The organism is Klebsiella ornithinolytica NBRC 105727 = ATCC 31898 (genome assembly GCF_001598295.1).
GTDB lineage: Bacteria > Pseudomonadota > Gammaproteobacteria > Enterobacterales > Enterobacteriaceae > Klebsiella > Klebsiella ornithinolytica.
Genome location: NZ_BCYR01000010.1, coordinates 98,961 through 120,140, shown reverse-complemented (window position 1 = coordinate 120,140; position 21,180 = coordinate 98,961). Strand labels below are relative to the sequence as shown.

Sequence of the window (21,180 nt, the reverse complement as noted above, 5' to 3'; positions counted from 1 at the left end):
GATGACCACCGTACTGAAAAAAACCGACGTCGCGATTGTGGGCTTTGGCTGGGTTGGCGCCATTATGGCCAAAGAGCTGACCGAAGCCGGATTAAATGTTGTCGCCCTGGAGCGCGGCCCGATGCGCGATACCTGGCCTGACGGTGCTTATCCGCAGGTGGTTGACGAGCTGACTTACAATATTCGCCGTAAGTTATTCCAGGATCTGTCGAAAAGCACCGTCACTATTCGTCATAACACCAGCCAGCAGGCGGTACCGTATCGCCAGCTGGCGGCCTTTTTGCCGGGGACCGGCGTCGGTGGCGCCGGACTTCACTGGTCCGGGGTCCATTTCCGCGTGGATCCGATAGAACTGCGCATGCGCAGCCACTATGAAGAGCGCTACGGCAAAAGCTTTATCCCGCAGGATATGATTATTCAGGATTTTGGTGTCACCTACGACGAGCTGGAGCCCTTCTTCGATAAGGCTGAGAAAGTCTTTGGCACCTCCGGTACCGCCTGGTCGGTGAAGGGACAGGTAGTCGGCAAAGGGCGCGGCGGCAACGCCTTTGCGCCGGACCGTTCGGACGACTTCCCGCTGCCGGCGCAGAAAAACACCTGGTCGGCGCAGCTGTTTGAGAAAGCGGCGCGGGAAGTGGGTTACCACCCCTACAATCTGCCGTCGGCGAACACCTCGGACTCCTACACCAACCCTTACGGCGCGCAGATGGGACCGTGCAACTTCTGCGGCTACTGCAGCGGCTACGCCTGCTACATGTATTCCAAAGCCTCGCCGAACGTCAACATCCTGCCCGCGCTGCGCCAGGAAAAGCGCTTTGAGCTGCGCACCAACGCTAATGTTCTGAAGGTCAATCTGACCGCCGATAAGCAGCGCGCCACCGGCGTGACTTACGTCGACGGACAGGGGCGCGAAATGGAGCAGCCGGCAGATCTGGTGATTATCGGCGCCTTCCAGTTCCACAACGTTCACCTGATGCTGCTTTCCGGCATTGGTAAACCCTACGATCCGCAAACCGGGGAAGGGGTGGTGGGTCGCAACTTCGCCTATCAGAATATGACCACCATCAAGGCTATTTTTGATAAGAATACCTTTACCAATCCGTTTATCGGCGCCGGTGGTAACGGTGTCGGGGTGGATGACTTTAACGCCGATAACTTCGACCATGCCGAGGCCGGCTTTGTCGGCGGCTCGCCGTTCTGGGTCAACCAGGCCGGGACCAAACCCATCTCCGGACTTCCGGTTCCTCCGGGGACGCCGGCATGGGGCAGCAAGTGGAAATTGGCGGTTGCCGATACCTACACCCATCATCTGTCGATGGACGCCCACGGCGCGCACCAGTCCTACCGCCAGAACTATCTCGATCTCGACCCGAACTACAAAAACGTCTTCGGCCAGCCGCTGCTGCGAATGACCTTTGACTGGCAGGAAAACGACATCAAGATGGCGCAGTTCATGTTCGATAAGATGGCGCCGATCGCCAAAGCGATGAAGCCAAAATATCTGCTCGGCAGCCCGAAAAATGCCAACAGCCACTTTGACACCACCAGCTACCAGACCACCCATATGAACGGCGGCGCGGTAATGGGCGAAGATCCGAAAACCAGCGCGGTGAACCGCTATCTGCAAAGCTGGGACGTGCATAACGTCTTCGTTATCGGCGCTTCGGCCTTCCCGCAGGGGCTGGGATATAACCCGACGGGGACGGTGGCCGCGCTGGCCTACTGGTCAGCAAAAGCGATCCGTGAACGGTACCTGAAAAACCCGGGTCCACTGGTGCAGGCATAAAGGAAGGCAAATGATGAAAATGCAATGGTTATCGGCACTGGTGCTCGGTGCGTTAAGCTGTGCGGCGTTTGCCGAAGAGGCGCCCGCGGACAGCAATTTGATTCAGCAGGGCGAGTATCTGGCGCGGGCCGGGGACTGCGTGGCCTGTCATACCAACGGTAAAGAGGGGAAACCTTTTGCCGGCGGCCTGGCGATGGAGACGCCTATTGGCACGATTTACTCCACCAACATTACCCCGGACAGCGCCCACGGCATCGGCGGCTATACCTTCGAGGAGTTCGACGACGCGGTGCGCAAAGGGGTTCGCAAGGATGGCTCAACCCTCTATCCGGCGATGCCGTACCCGTCATTCGCCCGGGTGAGCGAAGCGGATATGCGGGCGATGTACGCCTACTTTATGCATGGCGTGGCGCCGGTTGCCGAGGCGAATCGCGATACCGATATTCCGTGGCCGCTGTCAATGCGCTGGCCGCTGGCGTTCTGGCGCGGGATCTTCGCTCCGACGCCGGCCGATTTTGTCGCGAATCCGCAGGTCGACCCGGTGCTGGAGCGCGGGCGCTATCTGGTGGAGGGACTCGGTCACTGCGGGGCCTGCCACACTCCGCGTAGCCTGACGATGCAGGAAAAAGCGCTTAGCGAAAGCGAGGGTGACGACTATCTGGCAGGCAGCAATGCGCCGATTGACGGCTGGGTGGCTTCCAGCCTGCGCGGCGAAAATCGCGACGGTCTGGGCACCTGGAGCGAAGCCGAACTGGCGGAGTTCCTGAAAACCGGGCGTAACGATAAGTCCGTGGTCTTCGGGGGAATGAGCGATGTGGTGGAACACAGCCTGCAGTATCTCTCTGACGACGATATCACCGCGATTGCCCGCTATCTGAAATCGCTGCCGCCGCGCGGTGGAAAACAGACCCCGGCGCCGGTTGAAGACAGCGTAGCGAAGGATCTGTGGAAGGGCGATGACAGCAAGCCCGGCGCGGCGCTGTACGTGGATAACTGTGCGGCCTGCCACCGTACCGATGGCGTGGGTTACAAGCGCGCCTTCCCGTCGCTGAAGGGCAACCCGGTAGTGCAGACCGATGATGCGACGTCGCTCATCCACATCATCCTCACCGGCAGCACCACGCCGGCGGTGAAAAATGCGGTGTCTAATCTGACCATGCCCTCGTTCGGCTGGCGTCTGGATGACCAGCAGGTGGCGGATGTGGTCAACTTTATCCGCACCAGCTGGGGGAACCACGCCTCGCCGGTGAGCGCCAGCGATGTGGCAAAAGTGCGTAAGGACAAGTCGATCGTTCGCGATGAGAAGGCGACAGGTAATGTCGACATCTCGAAACTGCCGGTTTCCGGTCAGTAACCGTCGTGGATGCGCCGCCCGGGTGGCGCATCCCGAACGGATTGTCGACGCTAACGGCGGTCTGAACCAAGGAGAGTACATTCATGCTGCATGCCGAAGGACTGAGCGGCATCTTTGATGACCGGGTGCTGTTCCAGGCGCTGACTCTGACGGTCGGGCCAGGCGAACTCCTGCAGGTGGCCGGCGATAACGGCGCCGGGAAAACCTCGCTGCTGCGGATGCTGTGCGGCCTGACGCGTCCGGAAAGCGGTACGGTGAGCTGGCAGGGCGAACCGCTGGCGAGCGTGCGTGAAGCGTTTCATCGTCAGCTGCTGTGGCTCGGGCATAAGCCCGGCGTCAAAACGGCGCTGACCGCGGACGAAAATTTGCATTTCTTCTTCCCGCAAACCCGGCAGCAGACGCGAGAAGCGGCGCTGGCCGAAATGGGGCTGGCGGGTTATGAAGATGTCCCGCTGAGTCAGCTCTCCGCCGGACAGCAGCGGCGGGTGGCGTTGACCCGTCTGTGGTTGACGTCGGCGACGCTGTGGATCCTTGACGAGCCGTTTACCGCGCTCGACGCGTCGGCTATTGCGACCTTAAGTCGTCGGCTGGAGCAGCATGTTCTGGCGGGTGGCAGCGCGATTCTCACGACTCATCAGCCCCTGCGTCCGCTGGCCTGCGCTCTGCGCACGTTAAGGCTCGGCGCCGGAGAGGAAGAAAACGCATGATGTGGACGCTGTTTGCCCGCGAAATGCGCCTGGCATGGCGCAACGGGGCAGAGATTCTCAATCCGCTGTGGTTTTTCCTGGTGGTGATCACCCTGTTTCCGTTTGGCGTCGGCGCCGACCCGCAGCTGCTGGTACAGATCGCGCCCGGCATTGTCTGGGTTGCCGCGCTGCTGGCGGCGCTGCTGGTGATGGACCGCCTGTTTCGCGACGACTGGCAGGACGGTTCGCTTGAGCAACTGCTGCTGCTGCCGACACCGCTGGTGGCGGTGGTTGTGGTCAAGGTGCTCGCCCATTGGGCGATGACCGGTCTGCCGCTGCTGGTGGTATCTCCGCTGGCGGCGCTGCTGCTGGGGATGGCCCCCCACGATGCCGGCGTACTGGCGCTGACCCTGCTGCTGGGGACGCCGACCCTGAGTTTTCTCGGTGCGGTTGGCGTCGGCCTGACGGTAGGGCTGCGGCGCGGCGGGGTTCTGCTGAGTCTGCTGGTGCTGCCGCTGTTGGTTCCGCTGCTTATTTTTGCCTGCGGCGCCATTCAGGCTGGCGCCGCGGGGCTACCGGTGGATGGCTATCTGGCGATTCTGGCGGCGTTTTTAGCCGCCAGCGCCACGTTGTGTCCGTTCGCCACCGCCGCCGCATTACGGCTGACGGTGCAATAATTCGCTGCGGTGACGCTGCCGCAGTCATAAAAACAGTAGTGTGAGCAAACGTTATGTGGAAAGCATTACATCAACTGGCGATACCCGAACGGCTGTACGGCCTGTGCGGCCGCTGTATTCCCTGGCTGACGGCCTTGAGCGCACTGCTGCTGGCGGTGGGGCTGGTGTGGGGATTTGTCTACGCGCCGGCGGATTATCAGCAGGGGCAAAGCTATCGGATTATGTATCTGCATGTCCCGGCGGCCATGTGGTCGATGGGCGTCTATCTGGCGATGGCCGTCGCCGCCTTTGTGGGGCTGGTCTGGCAGATGAAAATGGCCGATCTGACGGTGGCGGCGCTGGCGCCGGTGGGCGCCGCCTGCACGGCCATCGCGTTGGTCAGCGGGGCGGCATGGGGGAAACCGATGTGGGGAACGTGGTGGATCTGGGACGCGCGCCTGACGTCGGAGCTGGTTTTGCTGTTTCTCTATGCCGGGATTATCGCCCTCTGGCACGCCTTCGACGATCGCCGTCTGGCGGGCAGGGCGGTCGGTATTCTGGTGCTGGTGGGGGTGGTGAATCTGCCTGTCATTCACTATTCGGTCATCTGGTGGAACACGCTGCATCAAGGGTCGACCAACATGCAACAGTCGATTGACCCCAGTATGCGTCTGCCGTTGCGAATCTGTATTCTGGCCTTCCTGAGCCTGGTGGCCACGCTGACCCTGATGCGCCTGCGCAATTTGATTCTGTTACAGGAGCGGCGCCGGCCCTGGGTCCAGGCGCTGGTCACGGCCCCAAAAGGAGCGGAGAAATGACCCCCGCCTTTTCATCTGTCGCCGCCTTTCTGGCGATGGGCGGCTACGCATTTTATGTCTGGCTGGCGGTGGCGGCGACGCTGCTGATCTTCGGGGTTCTGACGCTGCATACCTGGTGGCAGCGACGGACGCTGTTCCGCGAGCTGAGTCGTCAGCAGGCCCGGGAGCGGCGTATCGCCGCCGCTCGCCGCCGTGCAGAAGCGGAGGGCGCCGATGCAAACGCGTCGTAAAACCCGGCTCGGGATCGCGCTGGCGGTGCTGGTTGGCCTCGGGTTGACCATTGGCCTGACGCTGTATGCCCTCAGCGCCAATATCGATCTCTTCTACACGCCGGGGGAGATCCTGTATGGCAAAACGGAAACTCATCAGCGGCCACATCACGGCCAGCGTCTGCGGATCGGCGGCTATGTACAGCCCGGCAGCGTCAAGCGTGATCCGCAGACCCTGGACGTCAGTTTCCGACTGTACGACGCTCGCGGTGTGGTGGAGGTCAGCTATCGGGGCATTCTGCCGGACCTCTTCCGCGAGGGGCAGGGAGTGGTAGCCCAGGGGGTGCTCGATGGCGATCGGCACATTACCGCCCGGCAGGTGCTGGCAAAGCACGATGAGAACTATACGCCGCCGGAAGTGAAAGAGGCGCTGCAGCCGGAGAAGAAAGGAGAACAACCATGATGCCGGAACTGGGGCACTATCTGCTGTGCCTGGCGACAGGCCTCGCGCTACTGCTGGGCATTTATCCGCAATGGGGCGCGGCGCGGCAGGACCCGCGGCTAATGGCGCTGGCGCGGCCTCTGGCCTGCGCGCTCTTTTTCTGCGTCGCGGGCGCTTTTCTCGTGCTGGTCCATGCCTTCGTGGTCAATGATTTCACCGTGCGCTATGTCGCGGATAACTCGAACAGCGCGCTGCCGGTGTGGTACCGGGTCGCGGCGACCTGGGGCGCCCATGAAGGCTCATTGCTGCTGTGGGTGCTCCTGCTGAGCGTCTGGACTTTCGCGGTGGCGCTGTTCAGTCGGCGGATGCCGCAGGACGCCGTGGCGCGGGTGCTGGCAGTGATGGGGACCATCGCCTTCGGCTTTCTGCTGTTTATTCTGTTCACCTCGAATCCGTTTGCCCGCACGCTGCCGCTCTATCCGGTTGATGGTCGCGACCTTAATCCGCTGCTGCAGGATATCGGCATGATTTTCCATCCGCCGATCCTGTATATGGGCTACGTGGGCTTCTCGGTGGCGTTCGCCTTTGCGATTGCGTCGCTGCTCGCCGGACGGCTGGATACCGCCTGGGCGCGCTGGTCGCGTCCGTGGACCCAGGCGGCATGGGTATTCCTGACTCTGGGTATCGTGCTGGGCTCTGCCTGGGCCTACTACGAGCTGGGATGGGGTGGCTGGTGGTTCTGGGATCCGGTGGAGAACGCCTCGTTTATGCCATGGCTGGTGGGGACGGCGCTGCTGCACTCCCTGGCGGTCACCGAGCAACGCGGGAGCTTCCGGGCCTGGACCGTGCTGCTGGCGATTGCCGCCTTTTCACTGTGCCTGCTGGGAACCTTCCTGGTGCGCTCCGGGGTGCTGGTGTCGGTCCATTCGTTCGCCTCGGATCCGACGCGCGGGCTGTTTATTCTGGCGCTGCTGGTGGTGGCTATCGGCGGTTCGCTGCTGCTCTATGCCCTGAAGGGGGGGCAGGTACGGGCGCGAGTCGAACATGCGCTGTGGTCGCGAGAGTCGTTTCTGCTGGGGAACAATATTTTGCTGATCGCCGCCATGCTGGTGGTTCTGCTCGGCACGCTGCTACCGCTGGTGCACAAAGAGCTGGGGCTTGGCAGTATCTCAATCGGCGAACCCTTTTTTAATCTGCTGTTCACCGCGCTGATGGCGCCGTTTGCGCTGCTGCTGGGTCTGGGACCGTTGATCCGCTGGCGACGCGACCAGCCGGGCAAGCAGCTTAAGCGGCTGGCGATTGCGCTGCTGGTGACATTGTCACTTTCTCTGCTGCTGCCGTGGCTGTTGCAGGACCGGATTGTCGCCATGGCGGTTCTGGGTCTGATGATGGCGATTTGGGTACTGCTCTTTGCCCTGATTGAAATCCATGAACGGGCGACCCACCGGCACGGTTTCTGGCGCGGCCTGCGGGTGATTTCGCGCAGCCAGTGGGGAATGGTGCTGGGTCACGTTGGCGTGGCGGTCACCGTTATCGGGATTACCTTCAGCCAGAACTACAGTATTGAGCGCGACGTACGGATGAAAACCGGCGATAGCATCGATATTCATCGCTACCATTTCGTGTTCGACGGGGTGCGCAACATCGTCGGCCCGAACTGGACCGGCGGTGAAGGAGTGATTACGGTGACGCGCAACGGTCGCCCGGAGGCAACGCTGTACGCGGAAAAACGTTACTACAGCGCCAGCCGTATGATGATGACCGAAGCGGCGATCGGCGGCGGTTTGACGCGCGATCTGTATGCCGCGTTGGGGGAAGAGCTGGACGATGGCAGCTGGGCGGTGCGTCTGTACTACAAACCGTTCGTGCGCTGGATTTGGTTCGGCGGCGGCCTGATGGCCCTTGGCGGCCTGTGCTGCATGCTCGACCCGCGCTACCGGATGCGTAAACAACGGCAGGAGGCACAATGAAGCGCAGGCTGCTTTTTATTCCGCTGGCGCTGTTTCTGCTGCTGGCGATGGCGCTGTTCTGGCAATTGATGCGTAACGCCGAGGGCGACGATCCGACGATGCTCGAATCTGCGCTGATCGGCAAACCGCTGCCTGAGTTTCGCCTTGAGGCGTTGACGGCGCCGGGAAAAACCTACAGCCGTGCGGCGCTGATCGACGGGAAACCGCTGCTGCTGAATGTCTGGGCCACCTGGTGCCCGACCTGTCGCGCCGAACATCAGTTCCTGAATGCGCTGTCCGGCCAGGGGGTTCGCGTCGTCGGGCTGAACTACAAAGATGACCGGCAGAAGGCGGTGAACTGGCTCGACAGTCTCGGCAACCCCTATGCGCTGAGTCTGTTCGACGGCAGCGGCATGCTGGGGCTTGATCTGGGCGTATATGGCGCGCCGGAAACCTTTCTGATTGATGGGCAGGGCATAATTCGCTGGCGTCACGCCGGCGATCTGAACGCCCGGGTGTGGCGCGAACAGCTCCAGCCGCTATGGCTGAAATATACCCAGGAGCCGTCAGCATGAGGCGCTGGATACTGGCGCTGATGGCGCTGCTGCTCGCCGGCCAGGCGCTGGCCGCCATCGATACCTGGCAGTTCAAAAACGAAGCGCAGGAGCAGGCGTTTCGCGAGATCACTTCGCAGCTGCGCTGCCCGAAGTGCCAGAACAACAGTATTGCGGACTCGAATGCGATGATCGCCGCCGATATGCGGCTGAAGGTTTATGAGCTGATGCAGCAGGGACAAAGCAAAGATCAAATCATCGCCTATATGGTGGCGCGCTACGGCCATTTCGTCAGCTATGAACCGCCGTTGACCGCCGGGACCTTACTGTTGTGGCTGGTTCCGGGGCTGTTTGTTATCGCCGGTGTCGCGCTGCTGGTGGCGCGAACCCGACGTCGCGGTGGCGCAAGCGCTGCGCTGAGTGAACAAGAGCGTCAGCGGCTGGCGGCGTTACTGAACAAAGGAGAGGATTGATGACCCTGTTTTTATTGCCGGCGCTCCTGATGTTGGCCGGGGCGCTGGCGCTGCTCTATTTTCCGTGGCAGGGGAAGGCGGCGGCGGATCGCGATAGTCTGAACCGGACGCTGTACCAGACGCGGCTCGACGAGCTGGCGCAGGAGGACAACGTTGCCGACCGGGAAGCGATGGTGGTTGAACTGCAGCGTACGCTGCTGGCCGATATTCCTGACGTCACGCCGGCTAAAGTCCGCCCGCTCAGCCGTTGGGTGCTGCTGCCCGGCGCGGCGGCGCTGGTACTGTTGAGTAGCGGGATCTTCCTTAAAACCAGCGATATTGGCCAGGTGTTGCTCTGGCAGCAGGCGGAACGTCAGACTCCTGCGCTGCTCCGGCAGGTGCAAGACCCAACGGCGGCGCCGCTGCGGATGGATCAGCTGGCTCAGCTCAGGCTCGGGCTGCGCAGCCAGTTACAGGATCGGCCTGACGATCTTGCTGGCTGGCAGCTGCTGGGACGTATTGCCCTGTTGCTCAACGATGGCGAGACGGCGATCGGCGCCTTTGCCCGCGCCCATCAGCTGGCGGCGGGCGATCCGCTGGCCGCATTCGATTACGCCAGCGTACTGGTGCGGGCCGGCGATAGCGGCCAGCTGCGGATGGCAGAACTGCTGCTGCGCGAACTGCATCAGCGGCAGCCGCACAATCTGCCGGTGCTGGAACTGCTGGCGCTGAGCGCGCTGCGTAGCGAAGATTACCCGCAGGCGGTTGCGGCATTGCAACAACTGCTGGATATATTGCCGGCGAACGATGCGCGACGTCAGGCCATTGAACGCCAGCTGGCGCAGGCGCAGGCGAGCGCGCGTTAATCGGCCGGGATAATCATCGCCCGAGCGACCAGCACATAAAAAAAGCCCCTGTTTCGCGGCAGGGGCAAACCATGTCAGAGCATCATGGAATTAGTTAAAAACCATACCGCCGTCGATCAGTAGCGACTGGCCGGTCATATAGTCGGAGTCCGGGCTCGCCAGATACGACACGCAGGCCGCGACGTCTTCCGGTTCGGATAAACGTCCCAGGGTGATGCGTTTCGCGAACTCGGCCGTACCGTAGCCCAGCGGTTTACCCGCCGCTTCCGAAACCTGACGATCGATCTCTGCCCACATTGGGGTTTTGACGATCCCCGGACAGTAGCCGTTAACGGTGATCCCCAGCGGCGCCAGGTCGCGGGCGGCGGTCTGGGTCAGGCCGCGCACGGCGAATTTACTCGAACTGTAGACCGCCAGCTCCGGATTGCCGACGTGCCCGGCCTGGGAACAGGCGTTGATGATTTTCCCGCCGTGGCCCTCTTTTTTAAAGGCGTCGACGGCCGCCTGAATGCCCCAGATGACGCCTTTGACGTTGATGTTATAGACCTTATCGACGGTCTCCTCGACGATCGCTTCGATCGGCGTCGACGGGGCGATGCCGGCATTGTTGACGATAACGTCGAAACCGCCCAGCGCTGTACGCGCCTGTTCGACGGCGGCGAAAACCTGTTCACGGCGCGCGACGTCTACCTTAAGCGCCAGCGCCCGGCCGCCGTGCTGGTTGATCTCGGCGGCCACGGCTTTCGCCGCGGTATCGTTGTAATCGGCAATGGCCACGGCAAATCCGTCTTTAACCAGGCGCAGCGCGATAGCTTTACCGATGCCCTGAGCGGCGCCGGTGACAAGGGCGACTTTTTGCATATTTCTTTCCTTTTTGTAGTGACTCACAGTATTTGGCTGAGATGGAGTTGCCCCATCAGCAGAGGGTTATCGCGGTAGTCGACCGGAATAGCGACCACCGCCGGGCCATCGACGTCCATGGCGGCACGTAATGTCGGCTCCAGCGCGTCGGCGCTCTCCACCGAAAAGCCTTTGGCCCCGAAAGATTCGGCGTAGGCTTTGAAATCAACCGGACCGAACTCTACGCCGGAGAGGCGCTGGTATTTTTTCTGTTCCTGAATCGCCACCATGTTGTAACCGTTGTCGACCCAGATGATATGCAGGATATTGGCCTGCAGCCGGACGGCGGTCTCAAGCTCCATGCTGGATTGCAGGAACCCGCCGTCGCCGGAGACCGAGACCACTTTGCGCTGCGGATTGACCAGCCAGGCGCCGATTGCCCACGGCAGCGCGACGCCCATCGTCTGCTGACCGTTGGAAATCATCACCTGGCGGGCGCGGAAGCTGTACAGATAGCGAGCGATCCAGATATGGAAGCTGCCCATGTCGACGGTGAGGGTGACATCGCTGTTGACGATATCCTGCATCGCCCGCACGATGCGCAGCGGATGAAGGGCAAATTGATTCAGCTGCGCGCCGCGGCGGTCGAGCAGCTCGCGCTGATGCTGGCGATCGGTGAGGATCTCCGCCGCCTGCGGGGTTAACACCAGCTTATGGCTGATGCGTCGGGTTAGTTTGTTCAGCGTCGCGGCGATATCACCCACCAGCTCCATATCGGGGGTGTAGTTACGCTCTTCATAAGCCGGCAGCACGTCGATATGTACCAGCGTCGCGTTACCGCGGTTCCACATCGCCGGTTCATACTCGACCGGGCTGTAGCCGATGCAGATGATCAGGTCGGCGAGGTGGAGCAGGCGGTCGCCGGCCTGGTTGTTAAACAGTCCGACCCGGCCGGCGAAGCGCGCAAAGTGCTGCTGATTGACCGCCCCGGCGGCCTGGTAGGTGCTGGTGACCGGAATATGACTCTGTTCCAGCAGCTGGTGCAGGGCGCGGCTGTTTTCCGGCTGGCTGGCCATCAGCCCGAGCAGGAAAACCGGGTTCCTGGCGGCGGCGATCATCTGCGCGACCTTCTCGATCGCCTCGTCAGGGGCCGCGCCCATTTGCGGGGCGTTGCCGACCGGGAGAATCGCGCCGTGGGTGGGTTGATCGACAACATCCTGCGGCAGGCTGATAAAGGCGCTGCCGGGGCGCCCCTGCTCAGCGGCGCGGAAAGCGTTGGAGACAACTTCCGCCAGCGCGTCGGCGGCGGTCACTTCAACGGCATATTTGGTCACCGGACTGAACATCGCCACGGTATCCATGCTTTGATGGACCAGTTTTGCCTTATCCGCCCGCTTAACCGCGCCACCCAGCGCCACCACCGGATCGCCCTCGCTGTTCGCGGTAGCCATCCCGGTAATCAGATTCGAACAGCCTGGGCCGGAGGTGACCAGCGCGACGCCCGCTTTACCGGTCAGGCGACCGACTGCCGCGGCCATAAAGGCGGCATTAGCTTCGTGGCGCACGGGAATAATCCGGATGGTGGAGTCCAGCAGCGAATCGAAGACTTTATCTATTTTCGCGCCGGGGATGCCGAAGACCTGGCGGACGCCCTGGGCCTCAAGCTGACTGACTATCATATCCGCGCCGTGCGCCCACTGGCGTTCGTGACGTTGATTGTCCATATGAAGCTCCTTAATTTTCTACCGCGCGAATGGCGGCGTCGAGATTGTCAGGATGCAAATCGGCCTGGAGAAAAGCGCTGTCGGCCGGGAGGTCAATCAGCAGTTTGTGGATCTCGCCGAAAGTCAGCACGCCGCTATCGAGCTGGTAATCCAGCAGATGGCCGCCGCCCTGACGATCGTCGGTGATGAAGTGTTCGTGATACCCGGCGACGTTAATCCCCTGCATATGCTGCGGGGTGCGAAAACCGACCAGTATCCCTTTGCGCTGGTTGAAGCGGAACACCGGCTGGTCGTCCAGAACATCGGTCATCGCCCGGTAGGGGGGAGTCTGGCGGGGTACGGTCCGGGTATGGGCGTGGCGAAAATGGCCGTCGATATGCAGGGCGCAGAACAGATTGTCGGAGGGGATCTGTCGGTCGATGATCTCATGCAACTGCTGGCGGTTTACCGGGTGGTCGAAGCTGACGCGGTGCTGCGGTCGAAACCAGGTCATCACCGCGAACGGTGTTTTTTGGTCCCCGCGGGCTTTGCGCGCGCTGCCGTCGGCGCGCAGCTGGTAGACCTCGCTGCTGAAGGCGATCAGTTCGCCATCGAGTTCGTTAAAGGTTCCGAGACCGAAATCGCCGTGGGTGAGCAGGTCGGCGATGGTGGTATTGCCCTCATAGACGCCGCTCAGGAGCGCGCTCATCAAAGAGGTCTGATAGAGCACGTTATCAGGCTGCTGGGCAGAAAAACCGCGTACGGTTTCGCACAGGCTTTGCTGGCAGGTGCATGCAGAAGAATGGGTCATCAGAGACTTCCTCGTTCAACAAATATAAGAAAGATTAAATAATTGTTGACCCGATTCAGCTCTCAGTTCCAATATACAAAGCATGCTGGTTTGAGACGTTTTTGATATGGAACTTCGTTATCTACGCTATTTTGTCGCCGTGGCCGAGGCGCGAAATTTCACCCGCGCCGCCAGGGAGCTTGGCATCTCTCAACCGCCATTAAGTCAGCAAATTCAGAGGCTTGAGAGGGAGATTGGTACGCCATTGCTGCGCCGTCTGACGCGGGGAATTGAGCTGACGGAAGCGGGAGAATCGTTTTATGAAGATGCCTGCCAGATCCTTGCTCTGAGCGACGCGGCGCTGGAAAAGACCAAAGGTATCGCCCGCGGGATGAACGGCAGGCTGGCGTTAGGTATCACCAGTTCTAATGCTTTTCATCCGCAGATTTTCGCGCTGCTGCGCCAGTTTCAGCGCCGCTATCCGGCGGTCGCCCTGCGCCAGGTCGAAGGCAATATGGCGGCGCTGATGAGCGCGCTGGGGGAAGGGGAGCTGGATATCGCCTTTGTGCGCCTGCCGTGCGAAAGCAGCAAAGCGTTTAACCTGCGCATTATCGATGTGGAGCCGATGGTTATCGCCCTGCACCGTGACCACCCGCTTGCCGGTGAGAACGCGCTATCGCTGGTACAACTGCAGGAGACCGCGCCGATTCTGTTTCCGCGTGAGGTGGCCCCGGGACTGTATGAGCAGGTCTTTAATAGCTGTTTGCGCGCCGGTATCGATATGCAGCAGGCGAGTCAATCTTCGCAACTCTCCTCCTCCTTAAGCATGGTGGCTGCCGGATTTGGTTTCGCGCTGGTGCCACAGTCGATGACCTGTATCCACCATCCCGACGTCATCTATCGCCCGTTATCGGGGACGCCGGTGACGACCGATGTTGCGATTGCGTGGCGGCGATTCGAACGATCGCGAACGGTAAAACGTTTTCTGGAGATGTTTTAGCCGCTCCGGTGGGCTATCGGAGCCGTATCAGCGGTCGGGTTGTGGCTATGAGAGGTAGACGTTAGCCGCCGTCGGACCGCGCAGGCCGTTGACCCGGCGAAATTCAACGCGAATACCTGGAATTATGGTTTCTGATTCACCAGGGGATAATGCAGAAATATGGACCTGAACGTCTTTACGACCATCGGAGGGAATTATAAGGCCTTTGCCGGTTTTATTATCAAACGCTTTGACAATGCCTGTCATTTTTTGGAACAAATAAAATCCTTGTAAAAATAAGTACCGGCGAACTATACATTAATCGAACAATAAAGCTATCGATTTAATTTTTTACCGGAGCAGGCTTCCGGATGGCTAAAATAAATCTTGCTAATAAATATACCCTGTGCCTTAATAGCCAGGTCGGTTTGTAAGACAGAAAGCAGTTCACTAAAGCAGTCCTCATTTCCAGGCGTTATCGCTGATACCTCCTTCCTTGAGTCCCTCCATTAAGTGTTAAGTTGATTCTGTAGCGCAAACCAGTTTGCCGATTAAGGGCTCATAAAAAGGAATATCGAATGTCGAATAAAATGACTGGTTTAGTCAAATGGTTTAACGCAGATAAAGGCTTCGGCTTCATTACGCCGGCCGACGGCAGCAAGGACATCTTCGTCCACTTTTCTGCGATTCAAAGCGAAGACTTCCGCACCCTGTTTGAAGGGCAGAAGGTTGAGTTTGTGGTCGGCAGCGGCGCGAAAGGCCCGGCGGCGACAAACGTTTCCATCGTAGGCTAAGTATGCTGAACATGGGCGGGTCTGCGATAACGAAGACGGCAGCAGCCTGAGTAGACAGATTTACCCGTGGAACAGACAGAATAGATTTATTTAAAACCCGCCAGAGTGCGGGTTTTCTATTTGCCAAAAAAATAACAACCGATTGTGCCATTCATTCAAGGTGATAAGAATAATCTAATCAGTGTTGGATTTCGTGGAACAATCAGCGTCTGGCATCTAGAGATTAAGCAGCATTTTTTGCTGTTGTCTGGAAGAGTTTGTGGCAGTAAGGGCAAATGAGCTGGGCGCCTTTTTGTACTCGGCTGAAGCTGTGTTCTGAATCCTGGGAGCAATTAGGGCAGGTGCATTTTACAAGATAATTACGGCGGCTTTTGGCATCTTTTCGATCTGACATATGATTTCCTTCCTGATTTAATGGCCTGAAACCATACATCATTATTAAATAAATAGCCCGAACTCATTGTCTTTTGCCGAAAATAAACCGACGGCAGGAAAATATCCCGCCGGAAAAATGAGGCGCCTGCTCAGCAGGAACGGGCGCCTCCTGAGCAGGTTGTCGGTTATTGCGCGACCCAGCCGCCGTCCATGTTCCATGCCGCGCCACGCACCTGGGCGGCGCCTTCGCTACAGAGAAACAGCGCCAGTTCACCCAGCTGTTCCGGGGTGACAAACTCGCCGGAGGGCTGCTTTTCCGCCAGCAGCTGTTCGCGGGCCTGCTCAGGGTCGCTACCTTCAGCGATGCGTTTATCGATCTGCTGCTGTACCAGCGGGGTTAGCACCCAGCCGGGACAAATCGCATTGCAGGTCACGCCGGTTCTGGCTGTCTCCAGCGCCAGCGTTTTGCTCAGGCCGATCACGCCGTGTTTGGCCGCGACGTAGGCCGACTTATCCTTCGAGGCCACCAGGCCGTGAACCGAGGCAATATTGATAATGCGCCCCCAGTTACGCGCCCGCATCCCGGGGAGCGCCAGACGACTGGTGTGAAAAACGCTGGAGAGGTTGATAGCTATAATATCGTTCCACTTCTCTACGGCAAAATGCTCCACCGGCGCCACGTGCTGGATCCCGGCGTTATTAATCACAATATCCACGCCGCCAAATTGTGCCTCGGCGTAGGCCATCATCGCCTCAATTTGCTGCACATCGCGCAGGTCGGCATCGTGATAGCCCGGGGTTTTGCCGATTTGCGCCACTTCCGCGCGCGCGGATGCGCTATCGCCAAAGCCGTTGAGGATCAGCTGCGCGCCGGATTTTGCCAGTACCTTCGCGATCCCTAAACCGATACCGCTTGTTGAGCCGGTGACCAGCGCCACCTTTCCGTTCAGATTCATGCTATTTTCCTTCATGATGCCGGTGAAATATTGTCGCATCAGACAATGCCGGTTAAATAGAAGACGGCAATGACAAACAGAACCGCCAGACTTTTAATCAGGGTAATGGCAAAAATGCCGCCGTAGGCCTGACGATGGCTGAGGCCGGTAATCGCCAGCAGGGTGATTACCGCGCCATTATGCGGCAGCGTATCCATACCGCCGCTGGCCATCGAGGCCACGCGATGCAGCACCTCCAGCGGAATATCGGCGGCGTGGGCGGCAGCGATAAAGGTCTCCGACATCGCCGCGAGGGCGATACTCATCCCGCCCGATGCGGAACCGGTAATCCCCGCCAGCACCGTCACGCTGATGGCTTCATTCAGCAGCGGGTTGGGAATGGCCGTCAGCGCTTTTGACAAAACCAGGAAACCGGGCAGCGCGGCAATGACGGCGCCAAAGCCATATTCCGAAGCCGTATTCATCGCCGCGAGAATAGCGCCGCTAACGGCGGTGCGGCTGCCTTCCGCCAGACGCCCGCGGATATTGCGAAAGCCGAACACCAGCACCACGACAATGCCAGCCAGCAGCGCTGCTTCAACGGCCCAGATCGCGGTGATTTTGCCCACTTCGGTGACGATCGGCTTCGCCAGTCCCGGTAAAACCAGCTCGTGAGTGGTACCGTACCACCGCGGGATCCAGCGGGTAAACAGCAGGTTCAGGATCCCAACCAGCAGCAGCGGGGCAATGGCTATCAGCGGATGGGGAAGGTTGATGTTGTCCGGCGTGTCCGGCTCGTTTTGTAAATCCGTGCCGTAACCTTCTCCCGCGTGCTGGGCTTTACGGCGTTGACGTTCCAGCCAGAGCAGACCGAAGGTGATGATAAACAGCGATCCTATCGTTCCAAGCCAGGGGGCTGCCCAGGCGTTGGTGCCAAAGAAACTGGTGGGAATAATGTTCTGGATCTGCGGCGTCCCGGGCAGGGCATCCATGGTGAATGAAAACGCCCCCAGCGCAACGGTGGCCGGAATCAGCCGTTTGGGGATAGCGCTCTGGTGGAACAGCTCGGCGGCAAACGGGTAGACCGCGAAGGCCACCACAAACAGCGAGACGCCGCCATAGGTTAGCAGGGCGCAAACCAGGACGATGACCGGGATGGCGTGACGTCGGCCGAGGATCTGAATGGCGGCGGCGACGATGGCGCGCGAGAAGCCCGACAGCTCAATAAGCTTGCCGAACACCGCGCCCAGCAGAAACACCGGGAAGTAGAGTTTTACAAACCCGACCATTTTTTCCATAAACAGACCGGTAAAGGTCGGTCCTACTGCGCCAGGGTCGGTGAGCAGTACTGCGCCGAGGGCGGCGATAGGGGCAAAGAGGATAACGCTATATCCTCGATAGGCCGCCAGCATCAGTAATGCCAGCGCGGCCAGGGCAATCAAAACACTCATCACGACACCTCACTCTCATTGTTATTGTGGGCTACAGTTCGAGACGCTACGGTTTCAGGGCATAGCGCAGGAGGTGCTCCCGACGCGACTGGATACGCGCCATTCGGGCATTATCCCAGCGATAAAATCCTTGCCCGCTGCGCGCACCGGTCTCGCCCCTGGCGACCTTTTCCGCCACCAGTTCCATCATTTGTGCGCCGCCGGCCAGCTCCGGCAGCAGGTGCTGACAAATATCCTGCACCGTCGCCAGCCCGGTCATATCGGCCGCCTCCAGCGGACCGACCATCGCGTAGCGGCGGCCGAGGGAGGCGCGCATGACCCGATCTACCACTTCCGGTGAGGCGATACCGCTGTGGACGATATGCAGCGCCTCGCGCAGCAAAGCGAACTGCAGGCGATTGCCGACGAACCCCGGCGCCGCACGCTGAAGCACCACCGCTTCCAGCGCCGCGGTGGCGAAAAAGTCGCTCACCAGCGCGGGGAGGTCCGGGCGCGTGGCGCTGCCGGGCACCACTTCCACAAGCGGAATAAAGTGCGGCGGGTGCCAGAAGTGGGCGATTAACAGCCGCTGCGGGTGGAGCATACCCGCCGCGAGGCTATCCGGCGGCAGGCCGCTGGTGTTGCTGGCAATGATCGCATCGTCGGCAATCAGCGTTTCCAGCTGAGCGTACAGCGCATGTTTGAGCGGCAAACGTTCGGGAATCGCCTCAATCAGCAGCGTCGATTCCGCCAGATCGCTGAGGCTGGTGGTCCCGGTTAAGCGCGCCAGAACCGCCTGCTGGTGGGCGGCGTCAAATTGTCCGCTCTCCTGCAGTTCATGCAAAATAGCGGCGGCAACGGCAGGGACTTCCGCCAGACGCGTCGGGTCGGTGTCGTAAAGCCGTACCCGGTGGCCGTGGCGAGCAAAGTGGCAGGCGATACCGATACCCATCAGTCCGGCGCCGAGCACCGCCAGCGTTGGTTTATACATAGTGACTCCTGTTAACGTGCGATCGTCATGGCGATACCCTGTCCGCCGCCCACGCAGAGGGTGGCAAGCCCTTTACTGACGCTCCGGCGCTGCATTTCATGCAGCAGGGTGACGAGGATCCGGCAGCCGGAGGCGCCGATAGGGTGGCCGAGGGCAATGGCGCCGCCGTTGACGTTGACCTTGCTGCTCTCCCAGCCCAGGGACTGGCCAACCGCCAGCGCCTGAACGGCAAACGCCTCGTTAGCCTCAATTAAATCCACCTCATCCAGCTGCCATCCGGCCCGGGCCAGCGCCATCTCGCAGGCGCTGACGGGACCAATGCCCATGATCGCCGGATCGACGCCTGCCACGGCGCTGCTGACAATGCGTCCCAGTACCGGCAGTCCCCGCTCCCGGGCTTTGTCAGCGCTCATCAGGAGTACCGCCGCCGCGCCGTCGTTAAGCGAAGAGGCGTTCCCGGCGGTGACGGTGCCGTTTTCCACGCGGAACGCAGGGCGCAGCTGCGCCAGCTGCTCTGGAGTGGTGGCCGGGCGGGGCTGCTCGTCGCGGGTAATGGTCTGCGGCGGTTGCTTCCCCTGTCTGACGACGACCGGCACGATCTCTTGTTCAAAGCGGCCCGCGTCGATCGCCGCCGCCGCTTTCTGCTGTGAACCGGCGGCAAAGGCGTCCTGCTGTTGGCGATCGATGGCATAGCGGTCGGCGAGATTTTCTGCCGTTACGCCCATGTGATAGTCGTTGAAAGCATCCCACAGGCCGTCCTGAATCATGCTGTCCCGCATGCTGCTATGGCCGATGCGTAGCCCGGCACGGGCGCCGTCAATCAGATAGGGGGCATTGCTCATGCTCTCCTGCCCCCCGGCGATGACCACCTGGGCGTCGTCGCTGCGGATCGCCTGCACCGCTTGCTGCACGGCTTTCAGCCCGGAACCGCAAACCAGATTCACCGTCACTGCCGGACAGTCGATCGGCAGACCGGCGCGTAAGGCCGTCTGGCGCGCCGGATTCTGCCCGCAGCCGGCGGTTAAAACCTGGCCGAAAATAAGCTCGTCGACTTCCGTTACCGACAGCGAGCAGCGGGCCAGCAGGCTGCGCACGACTTCGGCGCCGAGGTCAACGGCGGAAAGCGCTGAGAATACGCCGCGAAAGCTGCCGATGGGCGTTCTGACCGCACTGACAATCACCACTTCTTTCATGTTGCCTCCTCAGTTGAAACGCATTTCACAGACGTCGTCCGGGACAATCAGGCGTCCGGCGGTTTTGCGCCTGATGTCGTCGAGGGTGACGCCCGGCGCGTGTTCGCGCAGGACGAAGGCCCCGTCGCGTATCTCCAGCAGGGCGAGGTCGGTCAGTACCCGCCGAATACAGCCGACGCCGGTCAGCGGCAAGGTACAGCGCGGCAGGAGTTTGGATTCGCCGCTTTTCGAGGCGTGGGTCATCACCACGATGATGTTTTGTGCCCCGGCCACCAGATCCATTGCGCCGCCCATGCCTTTCACCATTTTTCCCGGGATCATCCACGAGGCGATATTGCCCTCAACGTCAACTTCAAAGGCGCCGAGAACGGTCAGATCGACATGACCGCCGCGGATCATGGCGAAGGACTGCGCGGAGTCGAAGATCGCCGCGCCGGTCCGGGCGGTGACCGTCTGTTTCCCGGCGTTGATCATGTCGGCGTCGAGCTCCGCCTCGTGCGGAAAACCGCCCATACCGAGCAGGCCGTTTTCGGATTGCAGCATGACGTCAACGCCTGCCGGGATGTAGTTGGCCACCAGCGTCGGGATGCCGATCCCGAGATTGACGTAGTCGCCATCGCGCAGCTCCCGGGCGACGCGGGCAGCCATTTGTTCGCGAGTCAGCATAATCAGAGGCTCCCTGCGCGCAGCGTGCGCTGTTCAATGCGTTTCTCGAACTGGCCGACGATCAGCCGGTCGACGTAGATGCCGGGGGTGTGGATTGAAGAGGGCGGAAGTTCCCCCGGCGGGACGATCTCTTCAACCTCGACCACCGTAATGCGCCCGGCGGCGGCCATCAGCGGATTAAAGTTTTGCGCCGTATGGCGATAGATCACGTTGCCGTACCAGTCCGCCTTCCAGCCTTTGATGAGAGCGAAGTCGCCGGTGATGGCCTCTTCGAGGATGTAGTGCTTACCGGCAAACTGGCGCACCTCTTTTCCTTCCGCCACCGGCGTACCGTAGCCGGTGGCGGTGTAAAAACCGGGGATGCCTGCGCCGCCGGCGCGAACTTTTTCCGCCAGCGTGCCTTGTGGGGTCAGCTCCACCTGCAGTTCGCCGCTGAGCGCCTGCTGCGCAAAGAGGGCGTTTTCGCCGACATATGAGGCCACCACTTTGCGTACCTGGCGCGTCTCCAGCAGGATGCCAAGACCGAAACCGTCGACGCCGCAGTTATTTGATACCACCGTCAGCCCCTGTACGTTCCGGCGTTTGACTTCGGCAATCAAATTTTCGGGAATGCCGCACAGGCCAAAACCGCCGGCCAGCACGGTCATACCATCCGTTAACCCTTCCAGCGCCGCTTCGTAGCTGGCGACGCGCTTATCCAGTCCTGCCATGT

Annotated in this window: 24 protein-coding genes; 13 read left to right on the top strand and 11 right to left on the bottom strand. The window is 60.6% G+C overall.

The features are described 5' to 3' along the window. The first annotated feature begins 1 nt into the window (after position 1). From ROR01S_RS19070 to ccmI, 11 genes are all read left to right on the top strand, one after another. A complete protein-coding gene (locus ROR01S_RS19070) occupies positions 2-1,786 on the top strand; it encodes a GMC family oxidoreductase (protein WP_064359788.1) in 1,785 nt (594 codons plus the stop codon). Between the two features lie 10 nt (positions 1,787-1,796). After that, positions 1,797-3,140: a c-type cytochrome gene (locus ROR01S_RS19065; RefSeq protein WP_160873501.1), complete on the top strand. Its 1,344-nt coding sequence runs from the start codon at positions 1,797-1,799 to the stop codon at positions 3,138-3,140. 83 nt (positions 3,141-3,223) lie between these two features. Then, positions 3,224-3,847 (top strand): cytochrome c biogenesis heme-transporting ATPase CcmA, encoded by a 624-nt coding sequence (gene ccmA / locus ROR01S_RS19060; protein WP_015584146.1) that lies wholly within the window; start codon positions 3,224-3,226, stop codon positions 3,845-3,847. Continuing rightward, positions 3,844-4,503, top strand: coding sequence for a heme exporter protein CcmB (ccmB, locus tag ROR01S_RS19055; protein ID WP_064359787.1), 660 nt, complete (start codon positions 3,844-3,846; stop codon positions 4,501-4,503). The genes ccmA and ccmB overlap by 4 nt, the downstream gene beginning before the upstream one ends. 53 nt (positions 4,504-4,556) lie before the next feature. Then, a complete protein-coding gene (locus ROR01S_RS19050) occupies positions 4,557-5,300 on the top strand; it encodes a heme ABC transporter permease (RefSeq protein WP_004863001.1) in 744 nt (247 codons plus the stop codon). Then, on the top strand, positions 5,297-5,530 hold the full coding sequence (ccmD, locus tag ROR01S_RS19045) for a heme exporter protein CcmD (protein ID WP_004862998.1): 234 nt from the start codon (positions 5,297-5,299) through the stop codon (positions 5,528-5,530). The genes ROR01S_RS19050 and ccmD overlap by 4 nt, the downstream gene beginning before the upstream one ends. Continuing rightward, positions 5,514-5,972, top strand: a complete 459-nt coding sequence (gene ccmE / locus ROR01S_RS19040; RefSeq protein ID WP_004862993.1) for a cytochrome c maturation protein CcmE — start codon at positions 5,514-5,516, stop codon at positions 5,970-5,972. The genes ccmD and ccmE overlap by 17 nt, the downstream gene beginning before the upstream one ends. Continuing rightward, a complete protein-coding gene (locus tag ROR01S_RS19035; RefSeq protein WP_064359786.1) occupies positions 5,969-7,921 on the top strand; it encodes a heme lyase CcmF/NrfE family subunit in 1,953 nt (650 codons plus the stop codon). Before ccmE ends, ROR01S_RS19035 begins: the two co-directional genes overlap by 4 nt. After that, entirely contained in the window at positions 7,918-8,475 is a 558-nt protein-coding gene (locus ROR01S_RS19030) for a DsbE family thiol:disulfide interchange protein (RefSeq protein WP_015584149.1), read from the top strand. The genes ROR01S_RS19035 and ROR01S_RS19030 overlap by 4 nt, the downstream gene beginning before the upstream one ends. A gap of 8 nt (positions 8,476-8,483) precedes the next feature. Further along, positions 8,484-8,927 carry a cytochrome c-type biogenesis protein gene (locus tag ROR01S_RS19025; RefSeq protein ID WP_160873517.1) on the top strand — a complete coding sequence of 148 codons (444 nt, stop codon included), beginning with the start codon at positions 8,484-8,486 and terminating at the stop codon, positions 8,925-8,927. Beyond that, positions 8,927-9,772, top strand: coding sequence for a c-type cytochrome biogenesis protein CcmI (gene ccmI, locus ROR01S_RS19020; RefSeq protein WP_015584150.1), 846 nt, complete (start codon positions 8,927-8,929; stop codon positions 9,770-9,772). Before ROR01S_RS19025 ends, ccmI begins: the two co-directional genes overlap by 1 nt. Positions 9,773-9,862: 90 nt before the next feature. Here the strand turns inward: ccmI and ROR01S_RS19015 are convergent, their stop codons facing one another. Genes ROR01S_RS19015 through budA form a run of 3 tightly spaced genes read right to left on the bottom strand, consistent with a single transcriptional unit; the run spans position 9,863 to position 13,126 of the window. Beyond that, on the bottom strand, positions 9,863-10,633 hold the full coding sequence (locus ROR01S_RS19015) for a (S)-acetoin forming diacetyl reductase (protein ID WP_004862981.1): 771 nt from the start codon (positions 10,631-10,633) through the stop codon (positions 9,863-9,865). A gap of 23 nt (positions 10,634-10,656) precedes the next feature. After that, complete coding sequence (gene alsS, locus ROR01S_RS19010) at positions 10,657-12,336, bottom strand: acetolactate synthase AlsS (RefSeq protein ID WP_015584151.1); 1,680 nt, start codon at positions 12,334-12,336, stop codon at positions 10,657-10,659. A 10-nt stretch (positions 12,337-12,346) separates the two neighbouring features. Next, on the bottom strand, positions 12,347-13,126 hold the full coding sequence (budA, locus tag ROR01S_RS19005) for an acetolactate decarboxylase (RefSeq protein WP_004862971.1): 780 nt from the start codon (positions 13,124-13,126) through the stop codon (positions 12,347-12,349). Between the two features lie 106 nt (positions 13,127-13,232). Between budA and ROR01S_RS19000 the strand changes: the two genes are divergently transcribed. Next, entirely contained in the window at positions 13,233-14,105 is an 873-nt protein-coding gene (locus tag ROR01S_RS19000; RefSeq protein WP_015584152.1) for a LysR family transcriptional regulator, read from the top strand. 45 nt (positions 14,106-14,150) lie between these two features. On the opposite strand, the gene cspF is transcribed toward ROR01S_RS19000, so the two are convergent. Next, entirely contained in the window at positions 14,151-14,363 is a 213-nt protein-coding gene (gene cspF, locus ROR01S_RS18995; protein ID WP_004862967.1) for a cold shock-like protein CspF, read from the bottom strand. A 299-nt stretch (positions 14,364-14,662) separates the two neighbouring features. Here cspF and cspE point away from each other — a divergent pair, with 299 nt between their 5' ends. Then, a complete protein-coding gene (cspE, locus tag ROR01S_RS18990) occupies positions 14,663-14,878 on the top strand; it encodes a transcription antiterminator/RNA stability regulator CspE (RefSeq protein WP_004862963.1) in 216 nt (71 codons plus the stop codon). Between the two features lie 223 nt (positions 14,879-15,101). Here cspE and ROR01S_RS27400 read toward each other — a convergent pair whose 3' ends face one another. From ROR01S_RS27400 to ROR01S_RS18960, 7 genes are all read right to left on the bottom strand, one after another. Next, positions 15,102-15,272 (bottom strand): YnfU family zinc-binding protein, encoded by a 171-nt coding sequence (locus ROR01S_RS27400; RefSeq protein ID WP_213084092.1) that lies wholly within the window; start codon positions 15,270-15,272, stop codon positions 15,102-15,104. Between the two features lie 166 nt (positions 15,273-15,438). Then, a complete protein-coding gene (locus ROR01S_RS18985) occupies positions 15,439-16,209 on the bottom strand; it encodes a 3-hydroxybutyrate dehydrogenase (protein WP_015584153.1) in 771 nt (256 codons plus the stop codon). 38 nt (positions 16,210-16,247) lie between these two features. Next, a complete protein-coding gene (locus tag ROR01S_RS18980) occupies positions 16,248-17,642 on the bottom strand; it encodes a GntP family permease (RefSeq protein WP_218016574.1) in 1,395 nt (464 codons plus the stop codon). A 43-nt stretch (positions 17,643-17,685) separates the two neighbouring features. Next, positions 17,686-18,609 (bottom strand): 3-hydroxyacyl-CoA dehydrogenase family protein, encoded by a 924-nt coding sequence (locus ROR01S_RS18975; RefSeq protein ID WP_004862955.1) that lies wholly within the window; start codon positions 18,607-18,609, stop codon positions 17,686-17,688. Positions 18,610-18,620: 11 nt separating this feature from the next. Further along, positions 18,621-19,802, bottom strand: a complete 1,182-nt coding sequence (locus ROR01S_RS18970) for an acetyl-CoA C-acetyltransferase (protein WP_064359784.1) — start codon at positions 19,800-19,802, stop codon at positions 18,621-18,623. Positions 19,803-19,811: 9 nt separating this feature from the next. Beyond that, positions 19,812-20,468 (bottom strand): CoA transferase subunit B, encoded by a 657-nt coding sequence (locus ROR01S_RS18965; protein WP_032717695.1) that lies wholly within the window; start codon positions 20,466-20,468, stop codon positions 19,812-19,814. A 2-nt stretch (positions 20,469-20,470) separates the two neighbouring features. After that, positions 20,471-21,178 carry a CoA transferase subunit A gene (locus tag ROR01S_RS18960; RefSeq protein ID WP_004862943.1) on the bottom strand — a complete coding sequence of 236 codons (708 nt, stop codon included), beginning with the start codon at positions 21,176-21,178 and terminating at the stop codon, positions 20,471-20,473. Between the last annotated feature and the right edge of the window lie 2 nt (positions 21,179-21,180).

Coding starts and splice junctions, on each gene's coding strand:
- ROR01S_RS19070 (WP_064359788.1), top strand. CDS start 2: ATGACCACCGTACTGAAAAAAACCGACGTCGCGATTGTGGGCTTTGGC.
- ROR01S_RS19065 (WP_160873501.1), top strand. CDS start 1,797: ATGATGAAAATGCAATGGTTATCGGCACTGGTGCTCGGTGCGTTAAGC.
- ccmA (WP_015584146.1), top strand. CDS start 3,224: ATGCTGCATGCCGAAGGACTGAGCGGCATCTTTGATGACCGGGTGCTG.
- ccmB (WP_064359787.1), top strand. CDS start 3,844: ATGATGTGGACGCTGTTTGCCCGCGAAATGCGCCTGGCATGGCGCAAC.
- ROR01S_RS19050 (WP_004863001.1), top strand. CDS start 4,557: ATGTGGAAAGCATTACATCAACTGGCGATACCCGAACGGCTGTACGGC.
- ccmD (WP_004862998.1), top strand. CDS start 5,297: ATGACCCCCGCCTTTTCATCTGTCGCCGCCTTTCTGGCGATGGGCGGC.
- ccmE (WP_004862993.1), top strand. CDS start 5,514: ATGCAAACGCGTCGTAAAACCCGGCTCGGGATCGCGCTGGCGGTGCTG.
- ROR01S_RS19035 (WP_064359786.1), top strand. CDS start 5,969: ATGATGCCGGAACTGGGGCACTATCTGCTGTGCCTGGCGACAGGCCTC.
- ROR01S_RS19030 (WP_015584149.1), top strand. CDS start 7,918: ATGAAGCGCAGGCTGCTTTTTATTCCGCTGGCGCTGTTTCTGCTGCTG.
- ccmI (WP_015584150.1), top strand. CDS start 8,927: ATGACCCTGTTTTTATTGCCGGCGCTCCTGATGTTGGCCGGGGCGCTG.
- ROR01S_RS19015 (WP_004862981.1), bottom strand. CDS start 10,633: ATGCAAAAAGTCGCCCTTGTCACCGGCGCCGCTCAGGGCATCGGTAAA.
- alsS (WP_015584151.1), bottom strand. CDS start 12,336: ATGGACAATCAACGTCACGAACGCCAGTGGGCGCACGGCGCGGATATG.
- budA (WP_004862971.1), bottom strand. CDS start 13,126: ATGACCCATTCTTCTGCATGCACCTGCCAGCAAAGCCTGTGCGAAACC.
- ROR01S_RS19000 (WP_015584152.1), top strand. CDS start 13,233: ATGGAACTTCGTTATCTACGCTATTTTGTCGCCGTGGCCGAGGCGCGA.
- cspE (WP_004862963.1), top strand. CDS start 14,663: ATGTCGAATAAAATGACTGGTTTAGTCAAATGGTTTAACGCAGATAAA.
- ROR01S_RS27400 (WP_213084092.1), bottom strand. CDS start 15,272: ATGTCAGATCGAAAAGATGCCAAAAGCCGCCGTAATTATCTTGTAAAA.
- ROR01S_RS18985 (WP_015584153.1), bottom strand. CDS start 16,209: ATGAATCTGAACGGAAAGGTGGCGCTGGTCACCGGCTCAACAAGCGGT.
- ROR01S_RS18975 (WP_004862955.1), bottom strand. CDS start 18,609: ATGTATAAACCAACGCTGGCGGTGCTCGGCGCCGGACTGATGGGTATC.
- ROR01S_RS18970 (WP_064359784.1), bottom strand. CDS start 19,802: ATGAAAGAAGTGGTGATTGTCAGTGCGGTCAGAACGCCCATCGGCAGC.
- ROR01S_RS18965 (WP_032717695.1), bottom strand. CDS start 20,468: ATGCTGACTCGCGAACAAATGGCTGCCCGCGTCGCCCGGGAGCTGCGC.
- ROR01S_RS18960 (WP_004862943.1), bottom strand. CDS start 21,178: ATGGCAGGACTGGATAAGCGCGTCGCCAGCTACGAAGCGGCGCTGGAA.